The sequence below is a fragment of the Stenotrophomonas sp. X genome, assembly GCF_055721025.1.
Genome location: NZ_CM146756.1, coordinates 3,149,690 through 3,166,748 on the forward strand (window position 1 = coordinate 3,149,690; position 17,059 = coordinate 3,166,748).

At 67.2% G+C, this 17,059-nt stretch carries 10 protein-coding genes; 3 read left to right on the forward strand and 7 right to left on the reverse strand.

The window, feature by feature from the left end; genetic code table 11:
• The first annotated feature begins 49 nt into the window (after positions 1-49).
• Entirely contained in the window at positions 50-421 is a 372-nt protein-coding gene (gene pilH, locus ACZ75I_RS14655) for a twitching motility response regulator PilH (RefSeq protein WP_005410644.1), read from the forward strand.
• 77 nt (positions 422-498) lie between these two features.
• Here pilH and ACZ75I_RS14660 read toward each other — a convergent pair whose 3' ends face one another.
• The gene (locus ACZ75I_RS14660; RefSeq protein ID WP_061478849.1) at positions 499-1,386 is read right to left on the reverse strand and encodes a DnaJ C-terminal domain-containing protein; all 888 of its coding nucleotides are present in this window, start codon (positions 1,384-1,386) and stop codon (positions 499-501) included.
• A gap of 262 nt (positions 1,387-1,648) precedes the next feature.
• Here ACZ75I_RS14660 and ACZ75I_RS14665 point away from each other — a divergent pair, with 262 nt between their 5' ends.
• Complete coding sequence (locus ACZ75I_RS14665; protein WP_061478850.1) at positions 1,649-2,131, forward strand: peroxiredoxin; 483 nt, start codon at positions 1,649-1,651, stop codon at positions 2,129-2,131.
• 29 nt (positions 2,132-2,160) lie between these two features.
• Positions 2,161-2,736 carry a ferritin-like domain-containing protein gene (locus ACZ75I_RS14670; protein ID WP_061478851.1) on the forward strand — a complete coding sequence of 192 codons (576 nt, stop codon included), beginning with the start codon at positions 2,161-2,163 and terminating at the stop codon, positions 2,734-2,736.
• Between the two features lie 154 nt (positions 2,737-2,890).
• Here ACZ75I_RS14670 and pbpC read toward each other — a convergent pair whose 3' ends face one another.
• The 6 genes from pbpC to prpC form a co-directional block, all read right to left on the reverse strand.
• Complete coding sequence (gene pbpC / locus ACZ75I_RS14675) at positions 2,891-5,272, reverse strand: penicillin-binding protein 1C (protein WP_472958149.1); 2,382 nt, start codon at positions 5,270-5,272, stop codon at positions 2,891-2,893.
• Positions 5,273-5,321: 49 nt separating this feature from the next.
• Positions 5,322-10,229 carry an alpha-2-macroglobulin family protein gene (locus ACZ75I_RS14680; protein WP_472958150.1) on the reverse strand — a complete coding sequence of 1,636 codons (4,908 nt, stop codon included), beginning with the start codon at positions 10,227-10,229 and terminating at the stop codon, positions 5,322-5,324.
• Positions 10,230-10,388: 159 nt separating this feature from the next.
• Positions 10,389-11,849 (reverse strand): bifunctional 2-methylcitrate dehydratase/aconitate hydratase, encoded by a 1,461-nt coding sequence (locus ACZ75I_RS14685; RefSeq protein ID WP_472958152.1) that lies wholly within the window; start codon positions 11,847-11,849, stop codon positions 10,389-10,391.
• Positions 11,850-11,950: 101 nt separating this feature from the next.
• Entirely contained in the window at positions 11,951-13,129 is a 1,179-nt protein-coding gene (gene prpF / locus ACZ75I_RS14690) for a 2-methylaconitate cis-trans isomerase PrpF (protein WP_472958154.1), read from the reverse strand.
• A gap of 50 nt (positions 13,130-13,179) precedes the next feature.
• Positions 13,180-15,798, reverse strand: coding sequence for a Fe/S-dependent 2-methylisocitrate dehydratase AcnD (gene acnD, locus ACZ75I_RS14695; RefSeq protein ID WP_472958155.1), 2,619 nt, complete (start codon positions 15,796-15,798; stop codon positions 13,180-13,182).
• Between the two features lie 97 nt (positions 15,799-15,895).
• Positions 15,896-17,053 (reverse strand): bifunctional 2-methylcitrate synthase/citrate synthase, encoded by a 1,158-nt coding sequence (prpC, locus tag ACZ75I_RS14700; protein ID WP_049413436.1) that lies wholly within the window; start codon positions 17,051-17,053, stop codon positions 15,896-15,898.
• Positions 17,054-17,059 lie beyond the last annotated feature (6 nt).

Below are 17,059 nucleotides of genomic sequence, written 5' to 3' on the forward strand. Positions count from 1 at the left end.
CGCCGGTAATGAGCCCGCACTACACTGCGGGCATTACATGGGGAACAACATGGCACGCATTCTGATCGTCGACGACTCACCGTCGCAGCTGTTGGGGATACAGCGCATCGTCGAGAAGCTCGGGCACCAGATCCTGACCGCCACCGATGGCGCGGCCGGGGTCGAAACCGCCAAGGCCGAGCTGCCCGACCTGGTCCTGATGGACGTGGTGATGCCCAATCTCAACGGCTTCCAGGCCACCCGCACCCTCGCCCGCGACGAGGCGACCCGGCATATCCCGGTGATCCTGGTGACCACCAAGGACCAGGACACCGATCGCATGTGGGGCATGCGCCAGGGCGCCAAGGCCTACATCACCAAGCCGTTCTCGGAAGACGAGCTGTCCGAAGTGCTGGAGCGCGTGTTCGCCGGGCAGGGCTAAGCCGTGCGCGGTAGTGCCGGCCGCTGGCCGGCAATCAAACCTCTGCCGGCCAGCGGCCGGCACTACCGGAAGGCGTCTCAGATCGTCTCGCCAAACGCCTTGGCCAGGTTCCGGTAGGCCTTCTTCTGCGCCTCGTCGGTCGCGGCCGGGGCCACGATCTCGATCTCGACGATCTGGTCGCCCTCCGGATTGCCCGGCAGGCCCCGCCCGCGCAGGCGCAGCTTGCGCCCGGCATCCGAATCGGCCGGGATCTTCAGTTCCACCGCGCCGCCCAGGGTCGGCACGCTGATGCTGGTGCCCAGCGCGGCCTGCCACGGCGTGACCGGCAAGGTGTAGAGGATGTTGCGACCATCGACCTCGAACTGCGGGTGTGCGGCGTACTCCACTTCCAGCAGCAGGTTGCCGCCATGGTTGCCCTGCCCCGCCAGGCGGATCACCTGCCCCGGACGGATGCCCTTGGGCACGCGCACGTCCAGCTGCTTGCCGTTGACGGTGATGCGCAGGCTGTCGCCGCTGTAGGCCGCTTCCAGCGGGACCGACAGCTTGGCGCGGGTATCGCGGTTGGGCGCATGGCCCTGGCTGCTGAACCCCGGGCCAGGGCCGGCACCGCCGCGCTGGCGCGCGAACAGGCTTTCGAAGAAGTCGCTGAAGCCGCCGTTGGCGCCACCACCGCCGAACACTTCCTCGAAATTGAAACCACCGGCGCCGCCGTAGTTCGGCGGCACGTTGAACTCCTCGCCTGGGCGATAGCCCTGCGCGCGCAGCTGGTCGTAGGCCGCGCGCTTTTCCGGATCGCGCAGCGCCTCGTAGGCCTCGTTGACCGCCTTGAACTTGTCCTCCGCCCCGGCTTCCTTGCTGACGTCCGGGTGGTACTTGCGTGCCAGCCGCCGGTAGGCGGTCTTGATCTCCGCCTCGCCCGCGCTCGGTTCCACCCCCAGGGTGGCGTAGTAATCCTTGAATTCCATCCAGCTACCTCGATCTGCTTCGGCCGCGCCGGTGGCGCCGCCCCGGGTTCATTCTACGCGCCGGCGATGCTCCGCCGCCCCTCGTGCGGCGCCAGTGAGGCCGACTGATCCTGCGCAATGCGGTTGCCATCGCCCTGCCCCAGGCTATGGCTGGAAGCCCGCTCCGCAAAGCCTGAAGATGGGGCCTGCACGCCGGTTTTCCAATGTCTTGACGTCCCTGTCCCATCCGGCCCACTACGCTGCCCCAGCAAGGAGTTCCCCCATGACCATCCATGTCGGCGACCGCATTCCGGAAGTGACCCTCAAGCGCATCCGCGAGGGCATTGAAACGCTTGATACGCATTCGCTGTTCGACGCGCGCAAGGTGGTGCTGTTCGCCGTGCCCGGCGCGTTCACGCCGACGTGCTCGGCCCGCCACCTGCCCGGCTACGTCGAGAAATTCGAGGCCTTCCGCCAGCGCGGCATCGATGTCTACTGCATGGCCGTCAACGACCCGTTCGTGATGAAGGCCTGGGCCGCCGATCAGCACGTGCCCGACGGCCTGCTGATGCTGTCCGACGGCAATGCCGAACTGACCCGCGCGCTCGGCCTGGAGCTCGACGCCAGTGCCTCGGGCATGGGCATCCGCGCGCGCCGTTTCGCCCTGTACGTGGTCGACGGCGTGGTCCGCGCCGCCTGGGTTGAACAGCCCGGTCAATTCGAAGTGTCTTCGGCCGACTACGTGCTGGAGCACCTGCCCACCTGATCTCCCACCGCAAGAGGAAACGGCCAGCCATGTCCAGCAAGCCAGCCAAAGCCCCCAAGCCCGCCGCGCAGATTCCCGGCATCAGCGAGCGCACGGCCCTGCGCGAGCGCGCCCGGCGCAACATCGAGGATGGTGCGATCACCGACAGCTACAGCGCCGACCGCAAGGTGGTGATCAAGCTGCTCAACGACGCACTGGCCACCGAGTACGTGTGCGTGTTGCGCTACTACCGGCACTACTTCATGGCCAAGGGCATGCTGGCCGACGCGGTGAAAGCCGAGTTCCTTGAACATGCACAGCAGGAACAGGCGCATGCCGGCAAGCTGGCCGAGCGCATCGTGCAGCTCGGCGGCGAGCCCGACTTCAACCCGGATACGCTGACCGCGCGCTCGCATGCCGAATACAAGGAAGGCAGCGACCTGCGCGACATGGTCCGCGAGAACCTGGTGGCCGAACGCATCGCCATCGACAGCTACCGCGAGATGATCAACTTCATCGGCGACCGCGATACCACCACCAAGCGCATCCTCGAAGAGATCCTGGCGCAGGAAGAGGAACACGCCGACGAGTTTGCCGACCTGCTGGACGGGTGGATCGGGGAATAGCGGTTACGCCACACGCTCGCTGCCATCTGCCGCGTTGTAGAGCCGAGCCCATGCTCGGCTGACTGCACCACGCACGTCGCAAGAGCAGCCGAGCATGGGCTCGGCTCTACAACAGCGTCGCAAATATACGGAAAGCGGTGACCAAGGTCGGCACCTACCGCAGCACGTTGAACCGTACCTGGGTCCACGCGCCATCTGCCGCCAGCGCGGTCAGGGTATGTGCTCCCGGATCGGCGAACTCGCGCTGCATCAACTGCGCGCCGTGGGTCTGCGCGATCCAGCGTCCATCCAGCAACCAGTCCACCGCCTGCTCGCTGCCCAGCGCGCGCAGCTGCAGGCGTACGCCATGTTCGGCGTTGGGTGCACGCGCCAGTGCGGCGCCATCATTGAGGCCATCGATGTGCAGCGCGACGCTGGCCTCCCGGCCATCATCACGGCAGTCCGGCGACAGCGCCGGCAGCTGCGAGGCGTCGCGCGTGGCCTTGGGCAGCCACGGCGACAACAGCGCCGGCCAGCGCGCGATCTCACGCGCGACTTCCTCATGCGGCAAACGGCAATCAGCGGAGACACGCAGACCGGTCCGCGCATCGGCCAGGTAACGTTGACGCCCCGGCTGCCAGCGCCGCGCCTCGCGCTCCGGGAAGGTCGGCGGTGCGGCGCCATCGAGCAGGTAGGCCGGCATCCTGCGCTGGCACAGTGCAGCCGGCAGTCCCTCGGCACGTTCGCCAGTGGGCCAGCAGATGTCTTCCTGGCTGACACTGGCCGGCATCGGCGCGGCCGCCGAATCACCACGCTGGCGCGGCAGGCTGTCCACCACTTCGAACATCAGCGGCAGCGCGGTGACCGCGCCGTACTGGCCCGGCAACGGAGTACCGTCCGGCCGGCCCACCCACACGCCCACCGTGTAGTGGCGGGTACTGCCGATCGCCCACGCATCGCGGTACCCGTAACTGGTGCCGGTCTTCCACGCCACGCGCGGGCGGCCACCGACATCGAACGTCCCGGCGCTGTATCCCGGGCGCGGGTTTGATTCGAGCATCTCGCGCACGATCCAGCTGGCGCCCGGCGAGGCCAGGCGCCGCTCGATCATGGGCTCGTCGTCGGTATAACGCACGCGGCCGGCGATACCGCTCCGGTTGAGCGCGGCGAACGCGCCGACCAGGTCTTCCAGGCGCGCGCCGGTGCCGCCCAGGATCAGCGACAGGTTGGGCGTACTGCCCGGCGGGAAGCGCAGCTGGATCCCGGCGTGCGACAGGCGGGCAGCGAAGCGCGCCGCGCCGACCCGCTGCAGCAGGTCCACCGACGGTACGTTGAGCGACAGCCGCAATGCGCTGGAGGCACCGATGGGCCCATTGAAGGCCATGTCGAAGTTGCCGGGGCGGTAGCTGCCGAAACTCTGCGGTGCATCGACCAGCAGGCTTTCCGAATGGATCAGGCCATCGTCCAGCGCCATCGCGTACAGGAACGGCTTGAGCGTGGAGCCTGGCGAACGCCAGGCCTGCACCATGTCCACGTGACCCAGCCGCTGGCGGTCACCGAAGGACAATGTGCCGACATAGGCGCGTGCCTGCAGGTTCCGGTTGTCGACCACCAGCAGGGCCGCGGAGGTACGCTCGGGCAGCGTCGAGAAATAGCTGGCCACGCGCTCTTCCAGCGTGCGCTGCAGGCCGATGTCGATGCTGCTCTGGATGCGTGCCTGGCCCGGATGCGCCGAATGCAGGCGCTGCGCCAGCAGCGCGGCGTGCAAGGGAGGGCGCAGCGAACGCGCCACCACATTCTCGACGCGCGCATCCTCCACTTCTTCCGGTGTCCACGCGCCCAGCTCGGCCATGCGTGACAGGACCTTGTCGCGCGCTTTCTGCGCAGCTTCCGGATGGCGGTCCGGGCGCAGCCGGCTAGGTGCCTGTGGCAGCACCGCCAGCAGCGCAGCCTCGGCATGCGACAGCTGCGCCGCCGGCTTGCCCAGATAGGCCCAGCTGGCCGCTTCCACGCCTTCGATGGTGCCGCCGTAGGGTGCACGCTCGAGGTACAGGGCCAGGATCTGCTGCTTGCTCAGGTGCACCTCAAGCTGCACCGCACGCAGCATCTGCTTCAGCTTGCCCCACGGGGTGCGTGAGTGCGGATCGAGAATGCGCGCGACCTGCATGGTCAGGGTCGAACCACCGGACACGATGCGGCCGCCGCGCAGCAGCTGGCCGCTGGCCCGCAGGATCGCCAGCGGGTTGATGCCCGGATGGCGCCAGAACCAGCGGTCTTCATAGGTCAGCAACGCCTGCAGGTACAGCGGTGAGACGCTGTCGATCGAGGCCGGATAGCGCCACACGCCCTCGGCATCGGCAAACGCGCGCAATGGCGTGCCGTCGGCAGCCACCACCAGTGTGCTGGTATCACGCTGCTTCGGCAGCGGCGGCGGGAAGGCGAAATCCAGCACCAGCAGCAGCGCCAGCGCAGCGGCCATGCCCCAGCGCAGCCACGGCCACAGCGGCCGCCACCGGCGGCGCAGGGTCGCCAGCCGGGTCATCATCGTGTTCTTCATTGCGGGTTGCCAGCAGGACGGGCCGCGCCGTCGCGGCCCGTCCGCGCGGTCACGGCTGTACCACCGTGATCGTGGTCGGGTTGCTGCGGCCGACACCGCGCAGCTGCGGCCGGTACATGTCCTCCACCAGTGGCGGCGGCACCGAGTAGGTACCCGGGGTCACCGCGCGCACCAGGTAGAACACGTTGGCCTTGCTGCCACGCGAGAGCTTCAGCGCAGCCACGTAGCGGTCGTCGCGGAACTCCTCGTGCTTGGTATCGGCGGCCTCACCCCGGTCGCTGATGGTGATGCCATCGACCACCACGTCGGCCCACTGCTTGGCATCGCCCAGGTTGAAGTTCTCGATCTCCAGGCCCGCCGGCAGCAGGTCGGTCAGCAGTGCATCGGGCATCGTGGTGTCGGCGGTGACGGTGACGCGCACGATCAGCGCTTCGCCTTCCTTCAGCGGACGCGGCGACCACGGCTTGCCATCGGTACCGAAGTAACTGCGTTCAATACCCACTACGCTGTTGTCCGGTGCCGGTGCACTGCGCGGGATACCGGCCACGTCGATGCTGGCGAACATCGGCGGTTGCCCCTGCGGGGTGAAGCGCACGCCACTGGCCAGCTCGCTGGCGCTGAAGTTGCGTCCGAACAGCTTGCGCTCGGCGATCGCTTCGGTGGTGCCACCGATCACCAGCTCACCGGCTACCAGCGCCTTCTGGTTGGCGGCGAGCGCCTTGCCGAGGCGGGCAATCGCCACCTGCTCCTGCGTGCTCAGCCACATCCAGCCGGCATTGCGGCGCGCATCCAGGCCACGACCGAGGTCGACCGCGCGCGCGTCCCAGGCCGGCTTGGCCAACTTGTTCTCGTGGGTCAGCGCGATCATCAGCGCGTCATCGCGGATCGCGCTGCCGTAGTCGCCGAAGTACGACGGGCGCTCGCTGCTGGACTTGGCGAAGGCCGCCGCCAGCGCGGCCTGGCCACGCTTGGCATCGCCCTGCAGTGACAGCGCCACGCCCAGGTGGACCAGCGACAGGCCGCCCACCGCCTTGCTGCGCTCGTTGTCGTACAGCGTGCGCAGGGTACCCAGCGGCGCACGGTTGACCCGGGCCAGCACGTAGCCCGAATAGGCCTGGTTGGCGAACTTCAGCTTCTCGCGGTCATCCTGGCCGTAGAACTGATTGCCGCCGGACAGCAGATCCTCGCTCAGGCGGTTGAGCGCCTTCTGCAGCACGTTGTCAGGCACCGCAAAACCGGCGTCCTTGGCATCGAGCAGGAACTCGGTGATGTACGGCGTCAGCCACGGGTTCACGTAGCCGTCGTCACCCCACATCGAGAAGTTGCCGTTGGCCACCTGCATCGACGCCAGGCGACCGAACGCACCTTCCATGCGCTCGCGACGGGTCTTGGCATCCAGGCCGTCGGCACCGAGCATCGACGACGTCGCCTGGTCCAGGATCAGCGCCGCGTAACCCTTGCTGGTGGTCTGCTCGGCACAGCCATATGGATAGTTCAGCGCGCCCTGCAGTGCACTGGCGAACGGAATCGGCGGCAGCGGGCTGACCAGCAGGCGGGCATTGACCGACTCGGACATCAGGCCATCGGTCAGGCTGTTGTCGAGGCTGACCGCCGCCAGTGGATCGAGCGTACGCACCTGCGAACGCAGCACCTGCGGCCACGCCGCACGCACCGGCAGGTCGTAGCGGCGATCGGCCTTGAAGCCGTTGCCGTCCACCCGCACCCTCACCTTGGCCACGCTGTGGCCTTCGCGTGCCGACAATGGGAAGCTCAGCGTGGTCTTGGCGTCGGCATTCAACTGCACGCTGCGGCTGCCCTCGCCCAGGTTCAACGGGCCCTCGGTTTCCACCTTCACGTTGAACTGGCCCGGCTTGCCGGTGAAGTTCTGCACGTCCAGGGTCACGGTGCTGCGGTCGCCCGGGGCCAGCACGCGCGGCATGCTGGCTTCGGCCAGGATCGGTGCGCGCACTATGGTTTCCACGTCGCGCTTGCCGTACTGGTCATCGCTGTAGACCAGCGCCGACACGCGCAGGGTGCCGTTGAAGTCCGGCACTTTCAGCCGGATGCGGGCATTGCCCTTGGCATCCAGCTGTACCGGGCCGGAGAACAGGTCCACGGTCTGCACGCGCGCGGTCGGGCGCTTGGCCTGCGGCAATGCCTGCAGCGCCATGTCGCCGCCGAACTTCAGCTTGCCGCTACCACCATCGAAGCTCTCGATCACCCGGCTGTAGATGTCGTAGGCATCGATACCGAGGCGACGCTGGGCGAAGAAGTGTGCACCGGCGTCGGGCACCGGGAAACGGGTGATGTTGAGGATGCCCACGTCCACCGCCGAAACGGTGACGTGCGCGGTCTTGCCGGCCAGCTGCGGCGCACTGACGGTTACCGGCAGGTCCTGCTCGGGCCGCATCTGCTTGGGCGCGACCAGGCCGACGGCCACTGTGCGGCCCTTGCGGTCCATCGGCACATGCACCACGCCCACGGCACGGGCCGGGGTGATCTTGCTCGGCGCACTGCCGCCACGGAACACCAGCGCAGTGATGTAGACGTCGTGGCGTTCCCAGTCGGCGGTGACCGGAATCTTGAAGGTCGACCCCGGCTTGGCCTCGATGTCCTGCACGTACAGCATGCGGTCGGTCTCGACCATCAGGATGCCCTTGCCGGCGTGCGGCGGGGTCACCGTCACCTCCAGGGTGTCACCGGCCTTGTAACCGGTCTTGTCCAGGCCCAGCTTGACCTTGTCCGGGCGTGCATCCAGGCCACGGTTGTCATCGCCCCAGCTCCAGCCGGCACGGAACGGGTAGCGGCTGGTCAGGCCGGTGGACGGATCGAACACGTCCACCCGGTACTCGCCCCACTCCACCGGGAAATCAAAGGCGACCGCGCTGTTGCTGGCATCGACGGTTCGGGTTTCCTTGTTCTCGAAACGGCGGGTGAAATCGTAATCCCAGCGGTTGTCGTTGAAGGTCCAGTGGTAGTCGCGCAGCTCGCGCACCAGGGTGATCTTCAGGCCCTTGGCCGGCTGTGGCGTACCAGCGGCATCCACGCGCATCAGCTCGAAGCGCGCGTTGCCGTTGGAATCGGCGCCGTCTTCGGGATTGAACAGCGGCCGCACGCCGACCAGCGCATTGGCCGGCCACATCACCCGCTTCAGGGTGCGGGTGACTGTGCGGCCGCCGGTTTCATACAGGCTGCCGGACAGCACCACGGCGATCGGCGCCTTGGCCTTGGCGGCCTCTTCCGGCAACGCCACATCCTCGCGCAGCTGGCCATTGGCCGGCAGCGTGGTGTCGATCACGTCCTTGGCCTCGCGCGGCAGCTGCAGGGTCGGGTCACCGAAGAAATAGCCCGGCAGGCCTTCCACCGGCTTCTGTTCGGCGGCCACCGCCATGCGTGCGGTGAAGCGGTTGCCATCGGCTGGTGCGCCATACAGGTAGGCGCCATTGGCCTGCAGTCGCAGGTCCTCACCCGGCTTCAGCGTCTTCTGCGCGCTGTCCAGGTCCAGCTTCATGCGTTCGGGCAGGAACTCCTCGATGCGCAGGGTCATGCCCTGGATCGCTTCCTTGCTGGCCGGGTCGGTGCGGAACTCGACCTGCCAGCGGCCGGTCGGCGCCTCGGCGGGGATCACCTGCTCGAAATTGATGTAGCCCTGGTCGCCTGGCTGCAGGCGGGTCTCGCGGAAGGTCTTGCCGTCGGGCTGCTTCAGCCGCAGGAACACCGGTTGCGCCTTGACCGGCTTGCCGTCGTTGTTGCGCAGCAACGCGGACAGGCGCACGGTCTCGCCGGGGCGGTACAGGTCGCGCCCGGACCAGGCATAGACATCGAACCACGCGTTGTCGCGGCCGGCCACGGCGAACTCGCTCAGGTCCAGCGCCGGCTGGTTGAACGGCAGGAAGCTGGTGTCCTTGCCACTGCTGGCGACCAGCACGTGGGTGGCATCCAGGGTGTAGTTCAGCAGCGCATTGCCGTTGCCGTCGGTGCTGCCCTTCAGCACCACCTCGCCCTTGGCGTCGAGCACGCGCAGGTCGATGCCCTTCAGCGGCGCGCCGTCCTTGAGGCCGGCGGTATGGACGAACAGCTTGTCCTTGTAGGCGCGGGTATGCAGGCCGATGTCGCTGACCGAGAAGAACGCGGTATCGAACTCGCCCTCGTAGTCACCGGTGCGCTTGAGCAGGGCGAAGTACAGGCCCGGCTCCTGCAGTTCCTTGATGTCCTGGGTGGGCAGGTAGGTCAGCACCCGCTCGTTCTGCTTGCCGCCAAGGATGAAGCGGTTGACGTAGACCGGCTCGGCCAGCTTGTTGATCGGGCTGCGCTCGTAGTCGCTGCTCAGCTCCCAGCTGCCACGGCGGCCGCCGCGCTGGTACTGGCTGAAGAAGGTCGGCAGGTCCTTCTCGCGCACGCGCAGGAATTCGACGTCGACTTCCGGCACGTTCACCGAGACCACCGGCAGGCCACGGCTGTCCTTGGCAGGCAGCACGCTGCCCTGCGAGGCGAAGCCAACCACCGGCTTCAGCTCGCCGCTGAACACCTTCTGCTTCAGTTCCTTGCCCAGGCGGCTGCCATCGGCGGCCAGCAGGTCCGGCGAGACCACCAGGCTGAACTCCTTGCCGGCCTCGACAAACGGGTAGCGCAGGGTCAGGCCGTCATCGGACAGCGTCCAGCTGCTGTCTTCGGTGCCGACCTTCTCCTCGAAGCGCACCAGCGTGTCGAAATCCTGGGTGCCGACCAGCGGGCGCGAGAACTCCAGCGCCAGCGACAGGCCGTCATTCTTCTGGTCCGGGTAGGCGCGCAGCAGGGTGAATTCCTTCACCTGCTCGGCCTTGGTGGTGATCGCCTCGCCACTGGCCTTGGGCAACTGCCCGCTGTCGTTGCGGCAGCCGGCCAGGCCCAGCAACAGGCCTCCTGCCAGTACCGCCGCCGCCCATCCCCACCGCTTCCGCCGTGCCGGACCGCTCATGTCGTCACTCCTTGATCGAGGTGGTCATTATAAGCAGGCCGCGTCAAGGCGTTGGCGCCCCGGCGGTCGGAAACCCGGTTCCGCCCGGGACCCGGTAGCCGCCAACCTCGGTTGGCGCCCCCCACATGCCAACCAAGGTTGGCCTCTACCAGAGCGGCCCTACCCCGGCAGGTACAGGTCCACGTAGTCGGTCACCGGCATTGCCGCCAGCGCTACCGGGTCCAGTGATGCCGCCAGGATGCGCTGCTGCTGGACTGTCGGGAAGCGGTGGGCCAGGTGCCGGCGGAACTTGTCCATCAGCAGCGGAATGCCTTCCTCCCGGCGCCGGGCATGGCCGAGCGGGTACTCCACCAGTACCTCGGGCAGCTCAGTACCGTCGCTGAAGCGCACGCCCAGGCCATTGGCGATGCTGCGCTTGCCCGGGTCCAGGTAGTCGGCGCTGAGCTGCGGATCCTCATGGCAGGCCATCTTCGCCCGCAGGGCATCGATGCGCGGATCAGCTGCAACGTCGTCCTCGTAATCCTCGGCCACCAGCCGCCCGTGCAGCAGCGCGATGGCGACCATGTACTGGACGCAGTGGTCGCGGTCGGCCGGGTTATGCAGCGGGCCCTGCTTGTCGATGATGCGGATGCAGGCCTCCTGGGTCCGGATCGCGATATGCGCGATGTCCTCGACCCGCCGCCCCATCGCGCGCAACTGCTGGTGCAGCGTGATGGCCGCCTCCACCGCGGTCTGGCCGTGGAACTCGGCCGGGTAGCTGATCTTGAACAGCACGTTCTCCATCACGTAGCTGCCCAGCGGTCGCCCCAGCGTCAGTGCCTTGCCATGCATCGACACCGCTTCAAAGCCCCAGGTCGGCGCGCTGAGCACGCTGGGGTAGCCCATCTCGCCACTGGCCGCCATCAGCGCCAGGCGCACGCCACGACTGGTCGCGTCGCCGGCGGCCCAGCTCTTGCGCGAGCCGGTGTTGGGTGCGTGCCGGTAGGTGCGCAGGGACTGGCCATCGACCCAGGCCAGCGACAACGCATTGAGCATGCGCTCGCGATCCAGGCCGAGCAGCTGCGCAACCACGGCGGTGGTGGCCACTTTGACCAGCAACACGTGGTCCAGCCCGACCCGGTTGAAGGAATTTTCCAGCGCCAGCACGCCCTGGATCTCGTGCGCCTTGATCATCGCCAGCAGCACGTCGCGCACGGTCGGCGGGGGGCGCCGCAGGGCCTGCGCGTTGCGCCCCAGCCAATCGCAGACGGCAAGGATGCCCCCCAGGTTGTCCGAAGGGTGCCCCCATTCGGCCGCCAGCCAGGTATCGTTGAAGTCCAACCAGCGCACCATCGCGCCGATGTTGAAGGCGGCCTGCACCGGGTCCAGCACGTAGTGCGTACCCGGAACGCGCGCGCCGTTGACCACGCTGATGCCCGGCACCAGTGGACCAAGGAGTTTGCTGCAGGCCGGGAAGGACAGCGCTTCCAGGCCGCAGCCCAGCGTGTCGAGCAGGCAGTGGTGCGCGGTCTGGAACGCCAGGGGTGAGTCGATGCGCGCGTCGCGCACGTAGTCGACGATGCCCACCAGCAGCGCATCCCACGCTGCACGCTCGTTGGATGGGGTGTGGTTGTGGGACATCGTCGATCTCCTCGCCGGAAAGCAGGTCAGGCCGTGCGTCCCGGTAGTCGCCAACCTTGGTTGGCGCTTGCATGCCAACCAAGTTGGCATCTACCAGAGCACTATTCGGCCGGCACCCGCACCTTGCCTTCCATCAGCACGCGGGCACTGCGGCTCATGATGGCCTTGGTCACTGTCCACTGGCCGTCAACAAGACCGGCCTGCGCACCCACGCGCAACGTGCCCGAGGGATGACCGAAGGTCACCGCTTCACGTTCGCCACCGCCGGCCGCGCGATTGACCAGCGTGCCCGGAATCGCTGCTGCGGTGCCGATCGCCACGGCAGCGGTACCCATCATCGCGTGGTGCAGCTTTCCCATCGACAACGCACGTGCATGCAGGTCGATCGCCGAGGCCGGAATGGCCTTGCCACTGGACGACACGTAATCCTGCGCCGCTGCCACGAAGGCCACCTTCGGCGTGTGCTGGCGCGTGGCCGCATCTTCCAGGTTCTTGATCAGCCCCATGCGCAAGGCGCCGTAGGCGCGGATCTTCTCGAAGCGCTCCAGCGCCCCCTTGTCCTCGTTGATCGCAGGCTGCAGTTCGGTGCCGGTGTAGCCCAGGTCGGTCGCATTGAGGAAGATGGTCGGAATGCCGGCGGTGATCATGGTCACCTCGAAACTGCCCACGCCCGGCACGTCCAGGGTGTCGACCAGGTTGCCGGTCGGGAACATCGCGCCCGCATCGCCGTCATCGGACGGATCGATGAACTCCAGCTGGATCTCGGCGGCCGGGAAGGTCACGCCATCCAGCTCGAAATCACCGGTCTCCTGCACTTCGCCATCGCGCATCGGCACGTGGGCGATGATGGTCTTGCCGATGTTGGCCTGCCAGATGCGCACGGTGCACAGGCCATCGCGCGGCACGCGGGACGGATCGATCAGGCCGTTGGCGATCGCGAACGGCCCCACCGCGGTGCTGAGGTTGCCGCAGTTGCCGCTCCAGTCGACGAAGGCGGTGTCGATCGAGACCTGGCCGTACAGGTAGTCCACATCGTGGTCCGGCATCGAGGCGGTGGAGATGATCACGCATTTACTGGTGCTGGAGGTGGCGCCGCCCATGCCGTCGGTCTGCTTGCCATACGGATCAGGCGAGCCGATCACGCGCATCAGCAGCGCATCGCGTGCGGCGCCCGGCACTTGCGCGGCGTCGGGCAGGTCCTGCAGGCGGAAGAACACGCCCTTGCTGGTGCCACCGCGCATGTAGGTGGCGGGAATACGGAGTTGCGGGAGAAATGCCATGAAAGATCCCTTGCAATGAAAGACGGCCCGTTACCGGGCCGTCGGTTGCCTTACGCCACCTTGGCGCCTTCCAGGAAGTCCTGCGCGAAGCGCTGCAACACGCCACCGGCCTCGTAGATCGCCACTTCCTCGTCGCTGTCCAGGCGGCAGGTGACCGGCACGATCACGTCCTGGCCGTCGCGGCGGTGGATGACCAGGGTCAGCTCGGCGCGCGGGGTGCGCTCGCCGATCACGTCGAAGGTCTCGGTGCCATCGATGCCCAGGGTCAGGCGGGTGGTGCCCGGCTTGAACTCCAGCGGCAGCACGCCCATGCCGATCAGGTTGGTGCGGTGGATGCGTTCGAAGCCTTCTGCCACGATCGCTTCCACGCCGGCCAGGCGCACGCCCTTGGCGGCCCAGTCACGCGAGCTGCCCTGGCCATAGTCGGCACCGGCGATGATGATCAGCGGCTGCTTGCGGTCCATGTAGGTTTCGATCGCCTCCCACATGCGCATCACCTTGCCTTCCGGCTCCACGCGCGCCAGCGAACCCTGCTTCACGCTGCCATCGTCGTTGCGCACCATCTCGTTGAACAGCTTCGGGTTGGCGAAGGTGGCGCGCTGCGCGGTCAGGTGGTCGCCGCGGTGGGTCGCGTAGGAATTGAAGTCCTCTTCGGGCAGGCCCATCTTCGCCAGGTATTCACCGGCGGCACTGGAGGCCAGGATCGCGTTGGACGGCGACAGGTGGTCGGTGGTGATGTTGTCCGGCAGCACCGCCAGCGCGCGCATGCCCGACAGCGTGCGCTCACCGGCCAGTGCGCCCTCCCAGTACGGCGGACGGCGGATGTAGGTGCTCTGCGGGCGCCAGTCGTACAGGGGGCTGACCGCGGCACCATGCTCCACGCGCACATTGAACATCGGGTTGTAGACGCGGCGGAACTGCTCCGGCTTCACCGCGGCCTTGACCACGGCGTCGATCTCGGCATCACTCGGCCAGATGTCCTTCAGGCGCACCTCGTTGCCGTCGGCGTCCACGCCCAGCACGTCCTTCTCGATGTCAAAGCGCACGGTGCCGGCGATGGCATAGGCGATCACCAGCGGCGGCGACGCCAGGAACGCCTGCTTCGCATACGGGTGGATGCGGCCATCGAAGTTGCGGTTGCCCGACAGCACGGCCGTGGCGTACAGGTCCCGGTCGATGATCTCCTGCTGGATGGCCGGATCGAGCGCGCCGCTCATGCCGTTGCAGGTGGTGCAGGCGAAGGCGACGATGCCGAAGCCCAGCTTTTCCAGGTCCGGCAGCAGTCCGGCCTCTTCCAGGTACAGCTGCACCGCCTTCGAGCCGGGCGCCAGCGAGGACTTCACCCACGGCTTGCGCAGCAGCCCGCGCTCGTTGGCCTTGCGTGCCAGCAGGCCGGCAGCGATCACATTGCGCGGGTTGGAGGTGTTGGTGCAGCTGGTGATGGCGGCGATGATCACCGCACCATCCGGCATCAGGCCCTGCGCCTGCTCGGCCCTGCCCGCTGCCAGCTTGGCCTCGTCGGCGATGCCGCGCTCGGCCAGCTCGGCGGTCGCCACGCGCTTGTGCGGGTTGGACGGGCCGGCCATGTTGCGCACCACGCTGGACAGGTCGAAGCGCAGCACGCGCTCGTACTGCGCGGTGGCCAGGTCGTCAGCCCACAGCCCGGTGGTGCGCGCATAGTTTTCTACCAGTGCCACCTGCGATTCCTCGCGGCCGGTCAGGCGCAGGTAATCGATGGTCTGCCCGTCGATGTAGAACATCGCGGCGGTCGCGCCGTATTCGGGGCACATGTTGGAGATGGTGGCGCGGTCACCGATGGTCAGTGCCGCCGCCCCCTCGCCGAAGAATTCAAGGTACGCGCCGACCACGCGCTCCTTGCGCAGGAATTCAGTGAGCGCCAGCACCACGTCGGTGGCGGTGATGCCCGGCTGCGGCCTGCCGGTCAGCTCGACGCCGATGATGTCCGGCAGCCGCATCCACGAGGCACGACCGAGCATCACGTTCTCGGCTTCCAGGCCGCCCACACCGATTGCGATCACGCCCAGCGCATCCACGTGCGGGGTGTGGCTGTCGGTGCCCACGCAGGTATCCGGGAAGGCCACGCCGTCCTGCACGTAGACCACCGGCGACATCTTCTCCAGGTTGATCTGGTGCATGATGCCGTTGCCCGGCGGAATCACGTCCACGTTCTGGAACGCCTGCTTGGTCCAGTCGATGAAGTGGAAACGATCTTCGTTGCGGCGATCCTCGATCGCACGGTTTTTCTCGAACGCCTGCGGATCGAAACCACCGCACTCCACCGCCAGCGAGTGGTCGACGATCAGCTGCACCGGCACCACCGGATTGACCTTGGCCGGGTCACCGCCCTTGTCGGCGATCGCATCACGCAGGCCGGCCAGGTCAACCAGTGCGGTCTGGCCGAGGATGTCGTGGCAGACCACGCGCGCGGGGAACCATGGGAAATCGAGGTCGCGGCGGCGCTCGATCAACTGCTTCAGCGAGTCGCCGAGCGTGGCCGGATCGCAGCGGCGCACCAGGTTCTCGGCCAGCACGCGCGAGGTGTACGGCAGCGTGGCGTAGGCGCCGGGCTGGATCGCATCGACGGCGGCGCGCGCATCGAAATAGTCCAGCGTGCTGCCGGGGAGGTTCTTGCGGTAATCGGTATTCATGGGCTGGCGGAATGCTTGAGGCGGGCCGGGTGCCGGCAATGCGGCGGCGAAAGCACCCGGCCGGCACAGGGCCGGCCGGATGGGGACAGCAGGTGGATCAGACGCGCTTGTCGATGGCGACGAAGTCGCGGTCTTCCGGACCGATGTAGTTGGCGCTCGGGCGGATGATCTTGCCGTCGATGCGCTGCTCGATGATGTGCGCGCTCCAGCCGGCGGTACGGGCGATCACGAACAGGGGAGTGAACATCGCGGTCGGCACGCCCATCATGTGGTAGCTGACGGCGCTGAACCAGTCCAGGTTCGGGAACATCTTCTTGATGTCCCACATCACCGATTCCAGGCGCTCGGCGATGTCGTACATCTTCATGCTCGACTGTTCTTCGGACAGCTCGCGGGCCACGTCCTTGATCACCTTGTTGCGCGGATCGGAGACGGTATAGACCGGGTGGCCGAAGCCGATCACCACTTCCTTGCGCTCGACGCGGGCCTTGATGTCTTCCTCGGCCTCATCCGGATTGTCGTAGCGCTTCTGCACTTCGAACGCCACTTCATTGGCGCCGCCGTGCTTCGGGCCACGCAGTGCGCCGATGCCACCGCAGATCGCGCTGTACATGTCGCTGCCGGTACCGGCGATGACACGACAGGTGAAGGTCGAGGCGTTGAACTCGTGCTCGGCGTACAGGATCAGCGAGGTGTGCATCGCCTTCACCCACGATTCCTGCGGCTTCTCGCCGTGCAGCAGGTGCAGGAAGTGGCCACCGATCGAGTCGTCATCGGTTTCCACGTCGATGGCACGGCCGTTGTGGCTCCAGTGGTACCAGTACAGCAGCATCGAACCGAGGCAGGCCATCAGCTTGTCGGCAATGTCGCGCGCGCCCGGATGGTTGTGGTCATCCTTCTCCGGCGCCACGCAGCCGAGCACGGACACACCGGTGCGCATCACGTCCATCGGGTGTGCCGACGGCGGCAGTTCTTCCAGCGCGGCCTTCACCGCGGCCGGGATGCCACGCAGCGACTTCAGCTTGGCCTTGTACGAAACCAGCTCGGCGCGGGTCGGCAGCTTGCCGTGCACCAACAGGTACGCGATTTCCTCGAACTCGCTGGTGTTGGCCAGGTCCAGGATGTCGTAGCCACGGTAATGCAGGTCGTTGCCACTGCGGCCCACGCTGCACAGCGCGGTGTTGCCGGCGGCGGTGCCGGACAGGGCGACGGACTTCTTCGGCTTGAAGGTCGGGGTTGCGGTCGTATCGTTCATGTTTCC

Coding starts and splice junctions, on each gene's coding strand:
- pilH (WP_005410644.1), top strand. CDS start 50: ATGGCACGCATTCTGATCGTCGACGACTCACCGTCGCAGCTGTTGGGG.
- ACZ75I_RS14660 (WP_061478849.1), bottom strand. CDS start 1,386: ATGGAATTCAAGGATTACTACGCCACCCTGGGGGTGGAACCGAGCGCG.
- ACZ75I_RS14665 (WP_061478850.1), top strand. CDS start 1,649: ATGACCATCCATGTCGGCGACCGCATTCCGGAAGTGACCCTCAAGCGC.
- ACZ75I_RS14670 (WP_061478851.1), top strand. CDS start 2,161: ATGTCCAGCAAGCCAGCCAAAGCCCCCAAGCCCGCCGCGCAGATTCCC.
- pbpC (WP_472958149.1), bottom strand. CDS start 5,272: ATGAAGAACACGATGATGACCCGGCTGGCGACCCTGCGCCGCCGGTGG.
- ACZ75I_RS14680 (WP_472958150.1), bottom strand. CDS start 10,229: ATGAGCGGTCCGGCACGGCGGAAGCGGTGGGGATGGGCGGCGGCGGTA.
- ACZ75I_RS14685 (WP_472958152.1), bottom strand. CDS start 11,849: ATGTCCCACAACCACACCCCATCCAACGAGCGTGCAGCGTGGGATGCG.
- prpF (WP_472958154.1), bottom strand. CDS start 13,129: ATGGCATTTCTCCCGCAACTCCGTATTCCCGCCACCTACATGCGCGGT.
- acnD (WP_472958155.1), bottom strand. CDS start 15,798: ATGAATACCGATTACCGCAAGAACCTCCCCGGCAGCACGCTGGACTAT.
- prpC (WP_049413436.1), bottom strand. CDS start 17,053: ATGAACGATACGACCGCAACCCCGACCTTCAAGCCGAAGAAGTCCGTC.